Source organism: Salmonella sp. 32082101201600294FB01SM01 (assembly GCF_017572865.1).
GTDB lineage: Bacteria > Pseudomonadota > Gammaproteobacteria > Enterobacterales > Enterobacteriaceae > Salmonella > Salmonella enterica.
Genome location: NZ_JAGESB010000010.1, coordinates 9,578 through 26,252, shown reverse-complemented (window position 1 = coordinate 26,252; position 16,675 = coordinate 9,578). Strand labels below are relative to the sequence as shown.

The window sequence follows — 16,675 nt, the reverse complement described above, 5'->3', positions numbered from 1 at the left end:
GGTGGCGTATATTACGCTTTCCTCTTTCAGAGTCAACCCTGAATTTCAGGATTTTTCTCTTCAACCGACCGGCTGTTTGTGTGAAGTGATTCACATCCGCCGTGTCGATGGAGGCGCATTATAGGGATCCCATTTTTTTGCACAAGCGTTTTTTGGATCTTTTTTTCTGTTTGTTGATTTTTCATCCCTTTCGCTCCATTCCTGCGCAAAGTGGCGATTTTTTGATGCTATCTCCCCTTGCACAACGCCGTTAAAGCAACCAAAGTCTTCATGACTATTCATTTATGATGAGGTAGACATGTCTGACACATTACGTCCTTATAAGGATCTTTTTCCTGAAATCGGTCAGCGCGTGATGATCGATACCAGCAGCGTGGTTATTGGCGATGTCCGTCTGGCAGATGATGTCGGGATCTGGCCGCTTGTGGTGATTCGCGGCGATGTGAATTACGTTGCGATAGGGGCTCGTACGAACATTCAGGATGGCAGCGTTCTTCACGTAACCCACAAGTCTCCATCCAATCCACACGGCAACCCATTAATCATTGGCGAAGATGTTACCGTTGGCCATAAAGTTATGCTGCACGGCTGTACCATCGGTAACCGCGTACTGGTCGGTATGGGCTCCATTGTGCTGGATGGCGCGATAATAGAAGATGACGTAATGATTGGCGCGGGAAGCCTGGTGCCGCAGCACAAACGGCTGGAAAGCGGCTATTTATATCTTGGCAGTCCGGTAAAACAGATCCGCCCCCTAAGCGATGCTGAGAGATCGGGCCTGCAGTACTCCGCCAATAACTATGTAAAATGGAAAGACGACTATCTTTCTCAGGATAACCATATCCAACCGTGATCGTCTTCCTGCTGGGCCAGGATTAATGCTTCAGCCTCTTCTTCCAGGTCCCAGCGATACTCACGAAAAATGGCCAGCCATTGCTCCGCTGTTTCTCCACCAAAGCGATACGCCAGTACATCTTTTTTTATTGCACACGTGAGTTGCATCCCATTGACCATGGCGGGAAAGATGACAGCGCTGGCGGCAGTATCCCATTCTTCGCGGTCAGGAAATTGTATGGCCTGGTTCACGCTAATAATTCCTGCTGTAGCAGCTCAATCACTGGCTCGACCTGCGGTAATACACCGTGCCAAAGCAAAACGGCGTGTGCAGCCTGCCCCACCAGCATTCCCAGCCCATCTGCGTAACGTTTTGCGCCCTGTTGTACACACCAGGAGAGAAATGGCGTATTCCCTTTTTGATAGAACATGTCATAGCAACAGAGGGAAGGGTGAATAAGTGACGCCGGAATCGCCGGGATTTCGCCCCGTATGCCGCTGGAGGTCGCATTAATAATCAGGTCAAACTCACAACTATCCAGCTTGTCCATATCCATGGCATGAACGCTGCCGGTATGAGCAAAGATTTTCGCCAACGCTTCGGCACGTGAAGCTGTACGGTTGGTGATAGTGACCGCGCAATCCAAAGAAAGCAGAGGTAACAGCACGCCCCGGGATGCGCCGCCCGCGCCAATCAGCAAAATACGCCATCCTGGGCGGATAAAATTTAAACGTTTGAGATCGCTTAATAAACCGATACCGTCAGTATTGTCGCCAAGCAAACGACCATCTTCCAGCCGTTTTAATGTATTGACTGCTCCCGCCAGCGATGCTCGTTCCGTTAACTCATCCGATCGCGCAAACGCCTCCTCTTTAAAAGGTACTGTGATGTTTGCGCCTTTTCCCCCTGCCGCGAAAAAGGCATCAAGCGTATTAATGAAATTATTAATAGGGGCCAGCACGCGACCATAGGGGTGAACAATATCTAGCTGCTGAGCAAACTGCTGATGAATAAATGGCGATTTGCTGTGAGCAATCGGATTTCCAAAAACAGCATAGGTTTCCATCATATTACCCCTGTCGAAACAGTTCGCCCGTCAGAGCATCGCGAATTTCTGAAGGATTTAAACGCCCACCCGTTGCGCCTTCAACCACCGGAAAATCATCGCCAAATTGCGCACGTACCTCTTCAACGGTACGACATGGCGGTAATCCGCTCAGATTGGCGCTGGTGGAAACCAGCGGTTTGCCATACGCATTGCATAGCGCGACCACCAGCGGGTGGTTGGTAACACGAACGGCCAGGGAATCAAAACGTCCCGTGAGCCAACGCGGCGTTGTCGCGGGCGCAGGAAAAACAAACGTTACCGGCCCGGGCCAGCAATCAAATACCGCTTTACGCTGTGCGGCGGTAAGTATGCTGTCATCAATATAAGGTTTTAACTGCTCAAAGCTGGCGGCAATCAAAATGAGTCCCTTATCGACGGGCCGTTGTTTTAACGCCAGCAGGCGCGTAACGGCTGTTTCACTATCGGGATCGCAGCCGACGCCGAAAACGGCTTCTGTTGGATAAGCGATGACATTTTCTTTATTCAGGAGATCTACCGCTGCGACGATAGATCCTGTTGGCAGGTTATTATTCACTTGTTTATTCCACCGGAACCGGCTTTCCACATTGTTTACTGGCGCAAAAGCGCTTCACGCCCTGCGCGGTTTTCTTTTCGATGAGTAGCGGATAATGGCACTCGGGGCATTCCCCCGCAACCGGTGTGAAGTTAATGACGAACTGACATTCCGGGTAGCGATCGCAGGAATGAAAGATTTTACCGTAACGAGAACGGCGCTGGACCAAATGTCCTTGCTGGCAGGCTGGACAGGCAATCGCCGTTTCATCCGGTTTATCAATAACCACTGTATGTTCACATTGCGGATACTGACTGCATCCGATGAACATGCCAAAGCGCCCCTGACGCAGCACCAGTACGGCGCCACACTCAGGACACAGTTGCCCCTCCAGAATTTTAACGATATGTCCGTCCGCCTGACTTTTCAGCGGACGAACGTAATCGCATTCCGGATAGCGAGAACAGCCGAGAAACGGACCATGTTTCCCGGAGCGAATTACCAGTTCGGCCCCGCACTGCGGGCAGGGCTCATTTTTACGCACCGAAAACAGTGCTGATTTAGCCATATTCACTCATGCAGCATTAACACCTATCAATGCAGCATACCTTCATTTACCTCAAAGAGTAATTCTTCCATTTGCTGATAGGCGTTTTCACAGCCCGGAATGTTGAATAACACCATCAAAATAACCCATTTCAAGTCTTCCAGGTCAAACTCTGCGGTATCCAGCGCCAGCACACGCTCAATCACCATTTCTCGTGTTTCGAGGTTTAGCACCTGAATCTGCTCAAGGAATAACAGGAACCCCCGGCAACTGGCATCAAGCCTTTCACACTCTTCAACCGTATAAATGCGCATTGAAAGAGGGTCGGAAGCAAGTTGCATGGGTTCCGCGAGGCCATCCTGATAGTCAGCGAGTTTTTCCAGCCACAGCAGCGCATTGTAGATGTCTTCGCGATCAAACCCAGCGTCGGTGAGATCACGCTCCAGTCTGTCCTGATCCACGCGCAGCTCGGCTTCGTTATGGATGTATGTTTCAAACAAATACATTAGTACGTCGAACATGGCTTGCCCTCCTTAATCGGACATAGCCGCCGGGTACAGCTGCGATCCATCCTGCTAACTCCAGTTCGAGTAGCTGAGCCACTACCGCTGGCACAGGTTGGCCGGCACGTTCAGCGACGACGTCAACAGGTGTTACCTCATCTCCTACGTTAGCCAGGAGCTCAGGAAATGGCAATGCCGCCTCATCCTGATTTAGTGAATAAAGTGAATTTTCCGCCGTAGTTGGCAACCAGTGTAAGCCGTATTGCAAATTTTCCAGAATATCCTCCGGCGTCGTCACAAGCGTGGCCCCTTGTTTAATTAACCAGTGCGTGCCTTCGCTTCCCGGACTACCGATAGGGCCTGGTAATGCAAAAACGTCCCGCCCCTGTTCAAGCGCGCAGCGCGCCGTCACCAACGAACCGCTGCGCAACGCCGCCTCAATCACCAGCACGCCTTTGCTCAGTCCGCTGATGATACGGTTTCTACGAGGAAAATTTTGCGGTAGCGGAGGCGTTGAAAGCGGAAATTCTGAGACCACTGCGCCGCCGGTGGCAATCAAGTTTTCAGCCAGCACGGCATGTCGGCGAGGATAAATCTTTGCCAAACCATTCCCTAACACCGCTACACTTTTTCCCCCCATACTCACCGCGGCGTTGTGTACTACGCCATCAATTCCCCGGGCAAGGCCGCTGGTGATCGTCAAACCGCTTTTCGCAAGGCTTTCGCAAAGCAGACGTCCCCAGCGTTCTCCATACCAGGAGTGGCTCCGGCTCCCTACGACGGCAAGTTGGCAGGTATGCAGACAGGCAGGATCGCCGTCAATAAAAATAGCGCCGGGATAATCGTCAATAGCACGCAGTTGGGGAGGATAAATCTCACTATCCGCACACAGAAAATGGTGCTGCGGTAGTTCAAGCCAGCGTAACGTCTCATCAAGCACACCTGCTGGAAGCTGTAAAAAACGTTCAGCCTGCCGCGCGGTAAGACCAGCCTCCTGAAGGTGCGTGCGATTTATCTGAGGCTGGCGAATAAGCGAGTTCGCCATGTTCAACATCGCCTCGCCATAAAGGTCGCCGACGTACATTAAACGTAACCAAATTTCGGTACGGGCCATCCTTTCCCTCCCCTGCCACAAGCAGTCTGAACAATCTTTGCGATTGGTCACTGATGCTGTCAATCAGGTGGGGATTTGTCTAGAATAGAGGTAATAATCTTTTCAACTCCTGAACACAACTCTGGATAATTATGTCAGTTTTGCAAGTGTTACATATTCCGGACGAGCGCCTTCGCAAAGTCGCAAAGCCGGTTGAAGAAGTGAATGCAGAAATTCAGCGTATCGTCGATGATATGTTCGAAACGATGTACGCCGAAGAAGGTATCGGTCTGGCTGCAACGCAGGTCGATATCCACCAGCGAATCATCGTGATTGACGTTTCGGAAAACCGCGACGAGCGCCTGGTACTCATTAACCCGGAATTGCTGGAGAAAAGTGGCGAAACGGGTATAGAAGAAGGCTGTCTGTCGATTCCGGAACAGCGCGCTTTAGTGCCGCGCGCCAAGAAAGTGAAAATCCGCGCGCTGGATCGCGACGGCAACCCGTTTGAGCTTGAAGCGGATGGTTTACTGGCAATCTGCATTCAGCATGAGATGGATCACCTGGTCGGTAAACTGTTTATCGATTATTTGTCGCCGCTGAAGCAACAACGTATTCGTCAGAAAGTAGAAAAACTCGACCGCCTGAACGCCCGGGCTTAAAGGACAAGAACCAACGTGTCAGATTCACTACGTATTATTTTTGCGGGTACACCTGACTTTGCAGCGCGTCATCTCGACGCGCTGTTAACTTCTGGACATAACGTTGTCGGCGTATTTACCCAACCCGATCGTCCAGCAGGTCGCGGCAAAAAGTTGATGCCCAGCCCGGTAAAAGTGCTGGCGGAAGAAAAAGGCCTGCCCGTTTTCCAGCCCGTGTCGCTTCGTCCTCAGGAAAACCAGCATCTGGTTGCTGACTTACATGCTGACGTCATGGTTGTCGTAGCATATGGTCTGATTCTCCCAAAGGCAGTGCTGGATATGCCCCGTCTCGGATGTATCAACGTTCACGGTTCGCTGCTTCCACGCTGGCGTGGCGCGGCGCCTATTCAGCGCTCACTCTGGGCAGGCGATGCGGAAACCGGCGTCACAATTATGCAGATGGATGTAGGGCTGGATACCGGCGACATGCTGTATAAACTTGCGTGCCCGATTACCGCAGAAGATACCAGTGGCTCACTGTATAATAAGTTGGCTGAACTTGGCCCGCAGGGGTTAATTACCACACTAAAACAACTGGCGGACGGCACAGCGACGCCTGAAGCGCAGAATGAAGCGCTGGTTACTCATGCGGAAAAGCTCAGTAAAGAAGAAGCGCGTATTGACTGGTCTCTCTCCGCAGCACAGCTGGAGCGTTGCATTCGCGCCTTTAATCCGTGGCCAATGAGCTGGCTGGAAATCGACGGCCAGCCGGTAAAAGTCTGGCAGGCGTCCGTCATTGAGGACGCCACGCAGTCGCTGCCGGGAACCATTCTGGCCGCGACGAAACAGGGCATTCAGGTTGCAACAGGCAAGGGGATATTAAATTTGCTTTCGCTTCAGCCTGCCGGCAAAAAAGCGATGAGCGCCCAGGATCTGTTAAATTCACGCCGGGAATGGTTTATTCCTGGTAACCGTCTTGCCTGACGGTCACGTCTTTATACGCCCGGTGTTACCGGGCATTTTTATTTTATACATATGAAAAAACAAAACAATTTACGTAGTCTGGCAGCACAGGCCGTTGAACAGGTCGTCGAGCAGGGACAATCATTAAGTAATGTGCTCCCGCCGCTGCAACAAAAAGTCGCCGATAAAGACAAAGCGCTACTTCAGGAGCTGTGCTTTGGCGTCCTGCGAACTCTTTCACAGCTGGAATGGCTGATCAATAAGCTGATGTCTCGTCCAATGACCGGCAAGCAGCGTACAGTGCATTACTTAATTATGGTCGGTTTTTATCAGTTGCTGTACACCCGCGTTCCTCCCCATGCGGCGCTGGCTGAAACCGTTGAAGGCGCGGTCTCCATTAAACGTCCGCAGTTGAAAGGGTTAATTAATGGCGTCCTGCGCCAGTTCCAGCGCCAGCAGGAAACGTTGCTTAATGAGTTTGCGACCAGCGATGCGCGCTTTTTACATCCCGGTTGGCTGGTAAAGCGTTTGCAAAATGCTTACCCCACACAGTGGCAACGCATTATTGATGCGAATAACCAGCGTCCGCCTATGTGGCTACGTGTAAATCGTACACACCACACCCGCGACGGTTGGCTTGGCTTACTTGAAGACGCAGGCATGAAGGGATATCCGCATCCCGATTATCCCGACGCTGTACGTCTGGAAACGCCAGCTCCGGTACATGCTTTACCCGGTTTTGCTGAGGGTTGGGTAACTGTCCAGGATGCCTCTGCGCAGGGATGTGCGGTTTTTCTCGCTCCTCAGAACGGTGAGCACATTTTAGACTTGTGCGCCGCGCCCGGCGGTAAAACCACGCATATTCTCGAAGTGGCCTCTGAAGCAGACGTGTTGGCGGTTGATATTGATGAACAACGGCTCTCCCGCGTTTACGACAACCTAAAGCGTCTTGGGATGAAAGCGACAGTTAAACAAGGGGATGGACGTTATCCCGCCCAATGGTGCGGCGAGCAGCAGTTTGACCGTATTCTGCTGGATGCGCCCTGCTCCGCAACCGGCGTCATTCGCCGTCATCCAGATATCAAATGGCTGCGTCGCGATCGCGATATCGCGGAACTGGCGCAATTACAGGCGGAAATCCTTGATGCCGTCTGGCCGCGCCTGAAGCCCGGCGGGACGCTGGTTTACGCCACCTGCTCCGTACTACCGGAAGAAAACCGCGATCAGATCAAAGCCTTTTTGCAACGCACTCCCGATGCCACACTCAGCGAAACGGGAACACCTGATCAGCCAGGACAGCAAAATCTGCCGGGCGGCGAAGAAGGTGATGGGTTCTTTTACGCTAAGCTAATCAAGAAGTGATGAGATAACGGGCCACGACTGATGAAAATTATCATACTGGGCGCAGGGCAAGTTGGCGGAACACTGGCGGAAAACCTGGTCGGCGAAAACAACGACATCACGGTGGTTGATACCAACGGCGAACGGTTACGCAGTTTGCAAGATAAGTTCGATCTACGCGTAGTTCAGGGGCATGGTTCGCATCCCCGCGTGTTGCGCGAAGCGGGCGCTGACGATGCGGATATGCTGGTCGCTGTCACCAGTTCAGATGAAACTAATATGGTTGCCTGTCAGGTAGCCTATTCACTCTTCAACACTCCAAACCGTATCGCCCGCATTCGCTCCCCGGACTATGTTCGCGATGCGGATAAACTCTTTCATTCTGAAGCGGTTCCGATTGATCATCTGATAGCGCCGGAGCAGTTGGTTATCGATAATATTTATCGTCTGATCGAGTATCCAGGAGCATTACAGGTTGTAAACTTTGCCGAAGGGAAAGTCAGTCTGGCAGTAGTAAAAGCCTACTATGGCGGTCCACTAATAGGTAACGCGCTCTCGACAATGCGAGAGCATATGCCGCATATCGATACCCGCGTTGCCGCAATTTTCCGCCATGACAGACCAATCCGTCCTCAGGGCTCGACTATCGTGGAAGCAGGGGATGAAGTCTTCTTTATTGCGGCTTCACAGCACATTCGTGCAGTAATGAGCGAATTACAGCGTCTGGAAAAACCCTACAAGCGCATCATGCTGGTGGGCGGCGGCAATATCGGCGCCGGGCTGGCAAGGCGTCTGGAAAAAGACTATAGCGTTAAATTGATCGAACGCGATCAACAACGCGCCGCAGAACTGGCTGAGAAGCTGCAAAACACGATCGTCTTTTTTGGCGACGCTTCCGATCAGGAATTGCTGGCGGAGGAGCATATTGATCAGGTCGATCTCTTTATCGCGGTCACTAACGATGATGAAGCCAATATCATGTCCGCGATGTTGGCTAAGCGGATGGGTGCCAAAAAAGTGATGGTGTTGATCCAACGCCGCGCTTATGTCGATCTTGTGCAGGGTAGCGTTATAGATATTGCGATTTCTCCGCAGCAGGCCACCATCTCTGCATTACTGAGCCATGTGCGTAAAGCAGATATCGTCGGCGTTTCCTCACTACGTCGCGGGGTTGCCGAAGCCATCGAAGCCGTCGCGCACGGCGATGAAAGCACTTCCCGCGTGGTTGGCCGCGTCATTGACGAAATTAAACTGCCGCCAGGCACCATTATTGGCGCGGTCGTTCGCGGTAATGATGTCATGATTGCTAATGACAATTTGCGCATTGAACAAGGCGATCACGTCATTATGTTTTTGACCGATAAAAAGTTTATTACCGACGTCGAACGTCTGTTCCAGCCAAGTCCTTTCTTCCTCTAATTTAAGGGGCGCTCATTCAGCGCCCTTTTTAATTCCCTTTATTTATCAAGGTTTAATTTATTTCGCTAAACAGAAGCCGTAAATGGAAAATGCCTTAGCATTTGTTAAACTTATAACGTCAGCTGCATAGGGAGAATAAAAATGAGTTTTATTAAAGAATTTCGCGAATTCGCGATGCGCGGGAATGTTGTGGATTTGGCAGTGGGTGTCATTATTGGCGCGGCATTCGGTAAGATTGTTTCTTCACTGGTTGCCGATATCATTATGCCGCCGTTGGGATTGTTAATCGGCGGGATCGACTTTAAACAATTTGCTTTTACGTTACGCGAAGCGCAGGGAGATATTCCGGCGGTCGTCATGCATTACGGCGTGTTTATCCAGAACGTATTTGATTTTGTGATTGTGGCCTTTGCTATCTTTGTTGCCATTAAGCTTATCAACAGACTCAACCGTAAAAAAGCAGAAGAGCCGGCAGCTCCGCCAGCGCCTTCTAAAGAAGAAGTGTTATTGGGCGAAATCCGCGATCTGCTGAAAGAACAAAATAACCGTTCTTAATAAGCAGAAGGCCAGTGGTAAAAAAGTCACTTACTTTCTTGCCACTGGCCTCCCAGTTCCCTCGATTACCGTGTTTACCTTTACGCAGATAACTTCCTTTGCCTTTCTTATTTTTTTCAACGCGTTGCCTGAACAGTGGATCATGCAGTAATGCCTCAATGGCATTGTCCTTTATCTGCCCTTTCTTATGTTGATAACGACTCATAATGTCTCCCGATTGTATAAATTAACGGCGCGAGTGTAGCCCCGCCGGTTCAATAAATCAACATCCTGATTTCGCTCCACTGGCCCCCTGCTCCAGGGCTTCCAGAATGGAACAATAGACGCTACTGTGGGCCGTTCCGCAACAAGCATCATTAAGCCTTTGTAACGAACGCTGCATCGTTTGCAGTTCCGCAATCCTGGCTTCAACCTCCTGCAATCGCTCTTGCACAATACTTTTTGACTCCTGACAGGTATGGTGCTCAGGATCAATTCGGATCGATAAAAGTTCGCGGATCGAGTCGAGCGTGAAACCCAACTGTCGCGCATAACGAATAAATTTGAGACGCTGCAGATCGTTTTCGGTATACAGACGAAACCCGCCTTCAGTACGTACCTCATGATCCATCATCTGCTGTTTTTCATAGTAGCGAATGGTATCAGGCGTTACGTCTGCCAGCTTTGCCAGCTCACCAATGCGATACATACAAGCTCCGTTAATTATCGTTGATTTTATGCAGCAGTTTTTCTGCATACTCACCGTGTAAAAAGTCGGTACTCAACCCAGCCTGCCGAAGTTTTAGTTCAAGCAGCGAGAGCTGGCGACTAACCTGATGGTATCGAGGGTCATCTTCCCGGATACTGTTGAGGATATCAAGTAACTGAATAGCGTCTCTGCGCTGCTCCAGTTCAGGGGGAAGACAGCCCGCATTCTTGAGTAAGCGATAACCCGCACGAAGTTCCGCCGGCACATGAGAATCATCATCCAGAATAAGCGGCTCGCCGCGGCCAGGCAGATTATCCAACTCGCCTTTACGCTGTGCCTCGATAATATGACGCTCTGCCCACTGGTCAAGTAACCACATACGTCGCTCCAGGGATTGAACGAAAAGAATACAATTATTGTAGATATATGGGGTTCAGGAGGGTATAAAAAAACCCGCCGAAGCGGGTTTTTTTACGTTACTACAGATTACTCTGCAGCAGCTTCTGTTTTCTCTGAACGATCAACCAGCTCGATGTATGCCATCGGCGCGTTGTCGCCTGCACGGAAGCCACACTTCAGAATGCGAGTGTAACCACCGGCGCGGCTCGCGAAACGCGGGCCCAGCTCGTTAAACAGTTTTGCCACGATCTCGTTATCACGAGTACGGGCGAATGCCAGACGACGATTAGCAACGCTATCAGTCTTGGCAAGAGTAATCAGCGGCTCAACTACGCGACGCAGCTCTTTCGCTTTAGGCAGGGTCGTCTTGATGATTTCATGACGAACCAGTGAACCTGCCATGTTGCGGAACATAGCCTGGCGATGGCTGCTGTTGCGGTTCAGTTGACGACCACTCTTACGATGGCGCATGACCTTATCCTTCTCAGTAAAACCTTAACCTGTGATCCGGTTACTCGTCAGCGATGCTTGCCGGTGGCCAGTTTTCCAGGCGCATACCCAGAGACAGTCCACGGGAAGCCAGCACGTCTTTAATCTCGGTAAGAGATTTTTTACCCAGGTTAGGCGTCTTAAGAAGCTCAACCTCGGTACGCTGTACCAGATCACCGATATAGTGGATAGCTTCTGCCTTGAGGCAGTTAGCAGAGCGGACAGTCAATTCCAGATCGTCAACAGGGCGCAGCAGGATCGGATCGAATTCTGGTTTCTCTTCTTTCACTTCCGGTTGACGTACATCACGTAAATCAACGAAAGCTTCCAGTTGTTCAGCCAGGATGGTTGCCGCACGACGAATCGCCTCTTCAGGATCGATTGTGCCGTTGGTTTCCATTTCGATGACCAGCTTGTCCAGGTCGGTACGCTGTTCTACACGCGCTGCTTCAACATTGTAGGCAATACGCTCTACAGGGCTGTAGCAGGCGTCGACCAGCAGACGGCCGATTGGGCGCTCATCTTCTTCCGAATGAATTCGGGTAGAAGCCGGCACATAACCACGACCGCGCTGAACTTTGATACGCATACTAATAGACGCGTTTTCATCGGTCAGGTGGCAGATCACGTGCTGCGGCTTGACGATTTCGACATCCCCATCATGGGTGATATCGGCTGCAGTCACAGGGCCAATGCCAGATTTATTCAAGGTAAGAATAACTTCATCTTTACCCTGAACTCTCACCGCCAGCCCTTTCAGGTTGAGCAGGATTTCCAGGATGTCTTCCTGAACGCCTTCTTTGGTGCTGTACTCATGTAGTACACCATCAATCTCAACCTCGGTCACCGCGCAACCCGGCATCGATGAGAGCAGAATACGGCGCAGTGCGTTACCCAGAGTATGGCCGAAGCCACGCTCTAAAGGCTCAAGGGTCACCTTGGCGTGCGTCGAACTCACTTGCTCGATATCTACCAGGCGCGGTTTTAGAAACTCTGTCACAGAACCCTGCATTGTGTCCTCTCTTTGGTACTAAGCTTTACTTGGAGTAAAGCTCGACGATCAGGTGTTCGTTAATGTCCGCAGACAGATCAGAACGCTCAGGCTTACGCTTGTACGTACCTTCCATCTTGCCAGCATCAACTTCCAGCCAGGTTGGCTTTTCACGCTGCTCAGCCAGCTCCAGAGCGGCTTTCACGCGAGACTGCTTCTTCGCTTTCTCACGAATGCTAACAACGTCATTCGGACTAACCTGATAAGAAGCGATGTTAACAACACGACCGTTTACCATAATTGCTTTATGGCTAACCAGCTGACGTGCTTCTGCACGAGTGGCGCCGAAGCCCATACGGTATACAACGTTGTCCAGACGACCTTCCAGCAGAGCCAACAGGTTTTCACCGGTGTTGCCTTTCAGACGTGCTGCTTCTTTGTAGTAGTTACGGAACTGACGCTCCAGCACACCGTAAATGCGGCGAACTTTTTGCTTTTCACGCAACTGCACACCATAGTCAGACAGACGCGGCTTGCGCGCACCGTGCTGGCCAGGAGCTTGTTCAATTTTACACTTGGTATCGATCGCGCGAACGCCAGACTTAAGGAATAAGTCGGTGCCCTCACGACGGCTCAGCTTGAGCTTAGGACCCAAATATCTTGCCATTTTCTTTCTCCAACTAACCTGGAAAACGAAGCGTTATACGCGACGTTTTTTCGGCGGACGACAACCGTTATGAGGGATCGGAGTCACATCAGTAATATTAGTGATGCGGAAACCAGCGGCGTTCAGAGCACGAATAGTAGATTCGCGGCCTGGACCCGGACCTTTAACCATAACTTCCAGATTCTTGATACCGTATTCTTTCACGGCGTCAGCGCAACGCTCTGCTGCAACCTGAGCTGCAAACGGAGTGGATTTGCGAGAACCACGGAAACCGGAACCACCGGCTGTTGCCCAACCCAGCGCATTACCCTGACGATCGGTAATAGTCACGATGGTGTTGTTGAAAGAAGCATGGATATGAGCCACGCCGTCAGAGACTTGTTTTCTTACACGTTTACGTGCGCGAACTGGTGCCTTTGCCATTATTCAATCACCCCGATTATTTCTTGATCGGTTTGCGCGGACCCTTACGGGTACGAGCGTTGGTCTTGGTACGCTGACCGCGAACCGGGAGACCACGACGATGACGCAAACCGCGATAGCAACCAAGATCCATCAGGCGCTTGATGCTCATGCTGATTTCACGGCGCAGATCACCTTCAACGACAAATTTGGCAACTTCGTCACGCAGCGTGTCGATTTGTTCTTCAGACAGCTCACTGATCTTAACATTTTCAGCGATACCCGCTGCAGCCAGGATGGCTTTAGAACGGGTCTTGCCGACACCGTAGATCGAAGTTAACGCGATCACGGCGTGTTTCTGATCAGGAATGTTAATGCCTGCTATACGGGCCACTATGCACTCCTACTATTTAATATGTACGTACCATGCTGAAAAGCCCGTTTTCAGGATACTCAAATGGAAACGTACAGACATACAAAAGATTGGCTGGCTAATCTAGCCAGCTCAACCCAACTTTGCAAGAAAAATATGCGAAAAAATCAGCCTTGGCGCTGTTTATGCTTCGGCTCGGCACTGCAAATCACACGGATGACACCATCACGCTTAACGATTTTGCAGTTACGGCATAATTTCTTGACGGAAGCACGAACTTTCATTTTTACTCTCCGTAACTTCTCAGGCGACCAATTAACGGCCGTAGCCTTTCAGGTTCGCCTTCTTCAATGCAGACTCATACTGACTGGACATCATCAGAGTTTGCACTTGAGCCATAAAGTCCATAATCACGACAACAACGATAAGCAGTGAGGTCCCACCGAAGTAGAACGGCACTTTCATTGCATCACGCATGAACTCCGGGATCAGGCAGATAAAGGTAATATACAGCGCACCAACCAGGGTCAGGCGGGTCATTACTTTATCGATATACTTCGCCGTTTGCTCTCCCGGACGAATTCCTGGTACAAATGCACCGGACTTCTTCAGGTTATCTGCTGTTTCACGCGGGTTGAAAACCAACGCCGTGTAGAAGAAACAGAAGAAGATGATTGCAGACGCATAGAGTAACACATAAAGCGGTTGCCCAGGCTGCAAATACAGCGAAATTGTTGTCAGCCAGTTCCAACCAGTACCGCCCCCGAACCATGACGCGATGGTCGCCGGGAACAGAATAATACTGGAAGCGAAGATTGCCGGGATTACCCCCGCCATATTCACTTTCAGCGGTAAATGTGTGCTCTGTGCAGCATAGACACGACGACCTTGCTGACGTTTGGCGTAGTTTACCACAATACGGCGTTGACCACGTTCAACGAATACTACAAAGAACGTCACTGCAAATACTAATACTGCAACCAACAGCAACACGAGGAAGTGCAGGTCGCCTTGACGCGCTTGCTCGATAGTATGGGCAATGGCTGGCGGGAGTCCCGCAACGATACCAGCGAAGATGATGATTGAGATACCGTTACCGATACCGCGCTCAGTAATCTGTTCGCCGAGCCACATCAGGAACATGGTTCCTGTAACCAGACTTACAACAGCGGTGAAATAGAATGCAAAGCCTGGATTCATCACCAGGCCCTGCATACCAGGCATATTCGGCAAACCGGTAGCAATACCGATCGACTGGAATATCGCCAGCACCAGAGTACCGTAACGGGTGTACTGGCTGATCTTACGACGACCAGACTCCCCTTCTTTCTTAATTTCTGCCAGCGTTGGATGAACCACCGTCAACAGCTGGATAATGATCGACGCCGAAATATACGGCATGATCCCCAGGGCAAAGATAGAAGCACGGCTGAGAGCACCACCAGAGAACATGTTAAACATTTCAATGATGGTGCCTCGCTGTTGCTCAAGCAGTTTGGCAAGTACAGCGGCATCAATACCAGGGATCGGAATAAAAGAGCCAATACGGAACACAATCAGCGCGCCGATAACAAACAGCAGTCTGCGTTTCAGCTCACCTAAGCCACCTTTGGCACTTTGAAAATCTAATCCCGGTTGTTTAGCCATCTGCTACTTATTCCTCGATTTTACCGCCAGCAGCTTCGATAGCAGCACGAGCGCCTTTAGTAACACGCAGGCCACGAACAGTTACCGGAGTAGTGACTTCGCCAGCCAGGATCACTTTCGCGAACTCGATCTGGATACCGATAATGTTTGCCGCTTTCAGCGTGTTCAGGTCTACAACGCCGCCTTCTACTTTCGCCAGGTCAGACAGACGAACTTCGGCTGTAATCGCTGCTTTGCGAGAAGTGAAGCCGAATTTCGGCAGACGACGGTACAGAGGCATCTGACCACCCTCGAAACCGCGACGTACGCCACCGCCAGAACGAGACTTCTGACCTTTGTGACCACGACCACCGGTTTTACCGAGGCCAGAACCGATACCACGACCCAGGCGTTTACCCGCCTTTTTGGAGCCTTCGGCCGGAGACAGAGTATTTAAACGCATCTCTTACTCCTCAACTTTAACCATGAAGGAAACCGCGTTGACCATACCACGAACAGCAGGAGTATCCTCGCGCTCTACGGTGTGGCCAATACGACGCAGACCCAGGCCAAGCAGCGTTGCCTTGTGTTTCGGCAGACGACCGATTGCACTGCGGGTTTGAGTAATTTTAATAGTCTTTGCCATGGTTTATTTCCCCAGAATTTCTTCAACGGATTTACCACGCTTGGCAGCGACCATTTCTGGAGAATTCATATTTTCCAGGCCATCAATAGTTGCACGAACCACGTTGATCGGGTTGGTGGAACCGTATGCTTTAGCCAGAACGTTATGAACCCCAGCAACTTCCAGAACGGCGCGCATTGCACCACCGGCGATGATACCGGTACCTTCGGAAGCTGGCTGCATGAATACACGAGACCCCGTGTGAACACCTTTAACCGGGTGCTGCAGGGTGCCGTTGTTCAGCGCGACGTTAATCATATTGCGACGGGCTTTTTCCATCGCTTTCTGGATCGCTGCTGGAACTTCACGCGCTTTACCGTAACCAAAACCTACGCGACCGTTACCATCGCCTACTACAGTCAGAGCTGTGAAGGAGAAAATACGACCACCTTTAACGGTTTTAGATACGCGGTTTACCGCGATCAGCTTTTCCTGCAGTTCGCCAGCTTGTTTTTCGATGTGAGCCATCTTACACCTCTACCTTAGAACTGAAGGCCAGCTTCACGGGCAGCATCTGCCAGTGCCTGGACACGACCATGATATTGGAACCCGGAACGGTCAAAGGACACATCTTTGATGCCTTTTTCCAGAGCGCGTTCAGCGACAGCTTTACCCACAGCTGCAGCCGCGTCTTTGTTACCGGTGTACTTCAGTTGTTCAGCGATAGCTTTTTCTACAGTAGAAGCAGCTACCAGAACTTCAGAACCGTTCGGTGCAATTACCTGTGCGTAAATATGACGCGGGGTACGATGTACCACCAGGCGAGTTGCGCCCAGCTCTTTGAGCTTGCGGCGTGCGCGGGTCGCACGACGGATACGAGCAGATTTCTTATCCAT

Annotated in this window: 26 protein-coding genes; 6 read left to right on the top strand and 20 right to left on the bottom strand. The window is 51.0% G+C overall.

The window, feature by feature from the left end:
- Positions 1 to 298: 298 nt before the first annotated feature.
- Positions 299 to 853 (top strand): gamma carbonic anhydrase family protein, encoded by a 555-nt coding sequence (locus J4645_RS21960; RefSeq protein WP_001285635.1) that lies wholly within the window; start codon positions 299 to 301, stop codon positions 851 to 853.
- Here J4645_RS21960 and J4645_RS21955 read toward each other — a convergent pair.
- From J4645_RS21955 to dprA, 6 genes are read right to left on the bottom strand one after another with little or no spacing between them, the layout of a single operon-like run.
- The gene (locus J4645_RS21955; protein ID WP_001070577.1) at positions 829 to 1,086 is read right to left on the bottom strand and encodes a DUF1488 domain-containing protein; all 258 of its coding nucleotides are present in this window, start codon (positions 1,084 to 1,086) and stop codon (positions 829 to 831) included. The two genes, J4645_RS21960 and J4645_RS21955, sit on opposite strands and share 25 nt — an antisense overlap.
- Entirely contained in the window at positions 1,083 to 1,901 is an 819-nt protein-coding gene (gene aroE / locus J4645_RS21950) for a shikimate dehydrogenase (RefSeq protein ID WP_000451203.1), read from the bottom strand. The genes J4645_RS21955 and aroE overlap by 4 nt, the downstream gene beginning before the upstream one ends.
- 4 nt (positions 1,902 to 1,905) lie before the next feature.
- On the bottom strand, positions 1,906 to 2,478 hold the full coding sequence (gene tsaC, locus J4645_RS21945) for an L-threonylcarbamoyladenylate synthase type 1 TsaC (protein ID WP_001063621.1): 573 nt from the start codon (positions 2,476 to 2,478) through the stop codon (positions 1,906 to 1,908).
- A gap of 4 nt (positions 2,479 to 2,482) precedes the next feature.
- Positions 2,483 to 3,025, bottom strand: coding sequence for a type I DNA topoisomerase (locus J4645_RS21940; RefSeq protein ID WP_001129708.1), 543 nt, complete (start codon positions 3,023 to 3,025; stop codon positions 2,483 to 2,485).
- A 26-nt stretch (positions 3,026 to 3,051) separates the two neighbouring features.
- A complete protein-coding gene (smg, locus tag J4645_RS21935) occupies positions 3,052 to 3,525 on the bottom strand; it encodes a DUF494 family protein Smg (RefSeq protein ID WP_000460663.1) in 474 nt (157 codons plus the stop codon).
- A complete protein-coding gene (gene dprA / locus J4645_RS21930; RefSeq protein WP_023214944.1) occupies positions 3,497 to 4,621 on the bottom strand; it encodes a DNA-protecting protein DprA in 1,125 nt (374 codons plus the stop codon). Before dprA ends, smg begins: the two co-directional genes overlap by 29 nt.
- Positions 4,622 to 4,752: 131 nt before the next feature.
- Here dprA and def point away from each other — a divergent pair, with 131 nt between their 5' ends.
- The 5 genes from def (at position 4,753) to mscL (ending at position 9,519) form a co-directional block, all read left to right on the top strand.
- Positions 4,753 to 5,262 carry a peptide deformylase gene (def, locus tag J4645_RS21925; protein WP_060634168.1) on the top strand — a complete coding sequence of 170 codons (510 nt, stop codon included), beginning with the start codon at positions 4,753 to 4,755 and terminating at the stop codon, positions 5,260 to 5,262.
- A gap of 15 nt (positions 5,263 to 5,277) precedes the next feature.
- The gene (gene fmt / locus J4645_RS21920; protein ID WP_001285165.1) at positions 5,278 to 6,225 is read left to right on the top strand and encodes a methionyl-tRNA formyltransferase; all 948 of its coding nucleotides are present in this window, start codon (positions 5,278 to 5,280) and stop codon (positions 6,223 to 6,225) included.
- 51 nt (positions 6,226 to 6,276) lie between these two features.
- Positions 6,277 to 7,566 carry a 16S rRNA (cytosine(967)-C(5))-methyltransferase RsmB gene (rsmB, locus tag J4645_RS21915; protein WP_000744610.1) on the top strand — a complete coding sequence of 430 codons (1,290 nt, stop codon included), beginning with the start codon at positions 6,277 to 6,279 and terminating at the stop codon, positions 7,564 to 7,566.
- Positions 7,567 to 7,587: 21 nt separating this feature from the next.
- Positions 7,588 to 8,964 carry a Trk system potassium transporter TrkA gene (trkA, locus tag J4645_RS21910; protein ID WP_000691374.1) on the top strand — a complete coding sequence of 459 codons (1,377 nt, stop codon included), beginning with the start codon at positions 7,588 to 7,590 and terminating at the stop codon, positions 8,962 to 8,964.
- Positions 8,965 to 9,105: 141 nt separating this feature from the next.
- The gene (mscL, locus tag J4645_RS21905) at positions 9,106 to 9,519 is read left to right on the top strand and encodes a large-conductance mechanosensitive channel protein MscL (protein WP_000008119.1); all 414 of its coding nucleotides are present in this window, start codon (positions 9,106 to 9,108) and stop codon (positions 9,517 to 9,519) included.
- Here mscL and J4645_RS21900 read toward each other — a convergent pair.
- From J4645_RS21900 to rplR, 14 genes are all read right to left on the bottom strand, one after another.
- Positions 9,455 to 9,724: an alternative ribosome-rescue factor A gene (locus J4645_RS21900; RefSeq protein ID WP_023187298.1), complete on the bottom strand. Its 270-nt coding sequence runs from the start codon at positions 9,722 to 9,724 to the stop codon at positions 9,455 to 9,457. The genes mscL and J4645_RS21900 overlap by 65 nt on opposite strands.
- 57 nt (positions 9,725 to 9,781) lie before the next feature.
- The gene (gene zntR / locus J4645_RS21895; RefSeq protein ID WP_000285585.1) at positions 9,782 to 10,207 is read right to left on the bottom strand and encodes a Zn(2+)-responsive transcriptional regulator; all 426 of its coding nucleotides are present in this window, start codon (positions 10,205 to 10,207) and stop codon (positions 9,782 to 9,784) included.
- 10 nt (positions 10,208 to 10,217) lie between these two features.
- Entirely contained in the window at positions 10,218 to 10,586 is a 369-nt protein-coding gene (locus J4645_RS21890) for a DUF1992 domain-containing protein (RefSeq protein WP_023214942.1), read from the bottom strand.
- 107 nt (positions 10,587 to 10,693) lie between these two features.
- Positions 10,694 to 11,077 carry a 50S ribosomal protein L17 gene (rplQ, locus tag J4645_RS21885; RefSeq protein WP_001216370.1) on the bottom strand — a complete coding sequence of 128 codons (384 nt, stop codon included), beginning with the start codon at positions 11,075 to 11,077 and terminating at the stop codon, positions 10,694 to 10,696.
- Between the two features lie 40 nt (positions 11,078 to 11,117).
- A complete protein-coding gene (gene rpoA, locus J4645_RS21880; RefSeq protein WP_001162094.1) occupies positions 11,118 to 12,107 on the bottom strand; it encodes a DNA-directed RNA polymerase subunit alpha in 990 nt (329 codons plus the stop codon).
- Between the two features lie 25 nt (positions 12,108 to 12,132).
- Positions 12,133 to 12,753 (bottom strand): 30S ribosomal protein S4, encoded by a 621-nt coding sequence (gene rpsD / locus J4645_RS21875; RefSeq protein WP_000135226.1) that lies wholly within the window; start codon positions 12,751 to 12,753, stop codon positions 12,133 to 12,135.
- Between the two features lie 33 nt (positions 12,754 to 12,786).
- Positions 12,787 to 13,176 carry a 30S ribosomal protein S11 gene (rpsK, locus tag J4645_RS21870; RefSeq protein WP_001029758.1) on the bottom strand — a complete coding sequence of 130 codons (390 nt, stop codon included), beginning with the start codon at positions 13,174 to 13,176 and terminating at the stop codon, positions 12,787 to 12,789.
- Positions 13,177 to 13,192: 16 nt separating this feature from the next.
- Entirely contained in the window at positions 13,193 to 13,549 is a 357-nt protein-coding gene (gene rpsM / locus J4645_RS21865; RefSeq protein ID WP_000090780.1) for a 30S ribosomal protein S13, read from the bottom strand.
- 146 nt (positions 13,550 to 13,695) lie between these two features.
- The gene (gene rpmJ, locus J4645_RS21860; protein WP_000868187.1) at positions 13,696 to 13,812 is read right to left on the bottom strand and encodes a 50S ribosomal protein L36; all 117 of its coding nucleotides are present in this window, start codon (positions 13,810 to 13,812) and stop codon (positions 13,696 to 13,698) included.
- 31 nt (positions 13,813 to 13,843) lie between these two features.
- On the bottom strand, positions 13,844 to 15,175 hold the full coding sequence (gene secY / locus J4645_RS21855) for a preprotein translocase subunit SecY (protein ID WP_001118864.1): 1,332 nt from the start codon (positions 15,173 to 15,175) through the stop codon (positions 13,844 to 13,846).
- Between the two features lie 7 nt (positions 15,176 to 15,182).
- Positions 15,183 to 15,617 carry a 50S ribosomal protein L15 gene (rplO, locus tag J4645_RS21850; RefSeq protein WP_001238917.1) on the bottom strand — a complete coding sequence of 145 codons (435 nt, stop codon included), beginning with the start codon at positions 15,615 to 15,617 and terminating at the stop codon, positions 15,183 to 15,185.
- 3 nt (positions 15,618 to 15,620) lie between these two features.
- Positions 15,621 to 15,800: a 50S ribosomal protein L30 gene (gene rpmD, locus J4645_RS21845; RefSeq protein ID WP_001140434.1), complete on the bottom strand. Its 180-nt coding sequence runs from the start codon at positions 15,798 to 15,800 to the stop codon at positions 15,621 to 15,623.
- Positions 15,801 to 15,803: 3 nt separating this feature from the next.
- A complete protein-coding gene (gene rpsE, locus J4645_RS21840) occupies positions 15,804 to 16,307 on the bottom strand; it encodes a 30S ribosomal protein S5 (RefSeq protein ID WP_000940121.1) in 504 nt (167 codons plus the stop codon).
- A gap of 14 nt (positions 16,308 to 16,321) precedes the next feature.
- A complete protein-coding gene (gene rplR, locus J4645_RS21835) occupies positions 16,322 to 16,675 on the bottom strand; it encodes a 50S ribosomal protein L18 (protein ID WP_000358956.1) in 354 nt (117 codons plus the stop codon).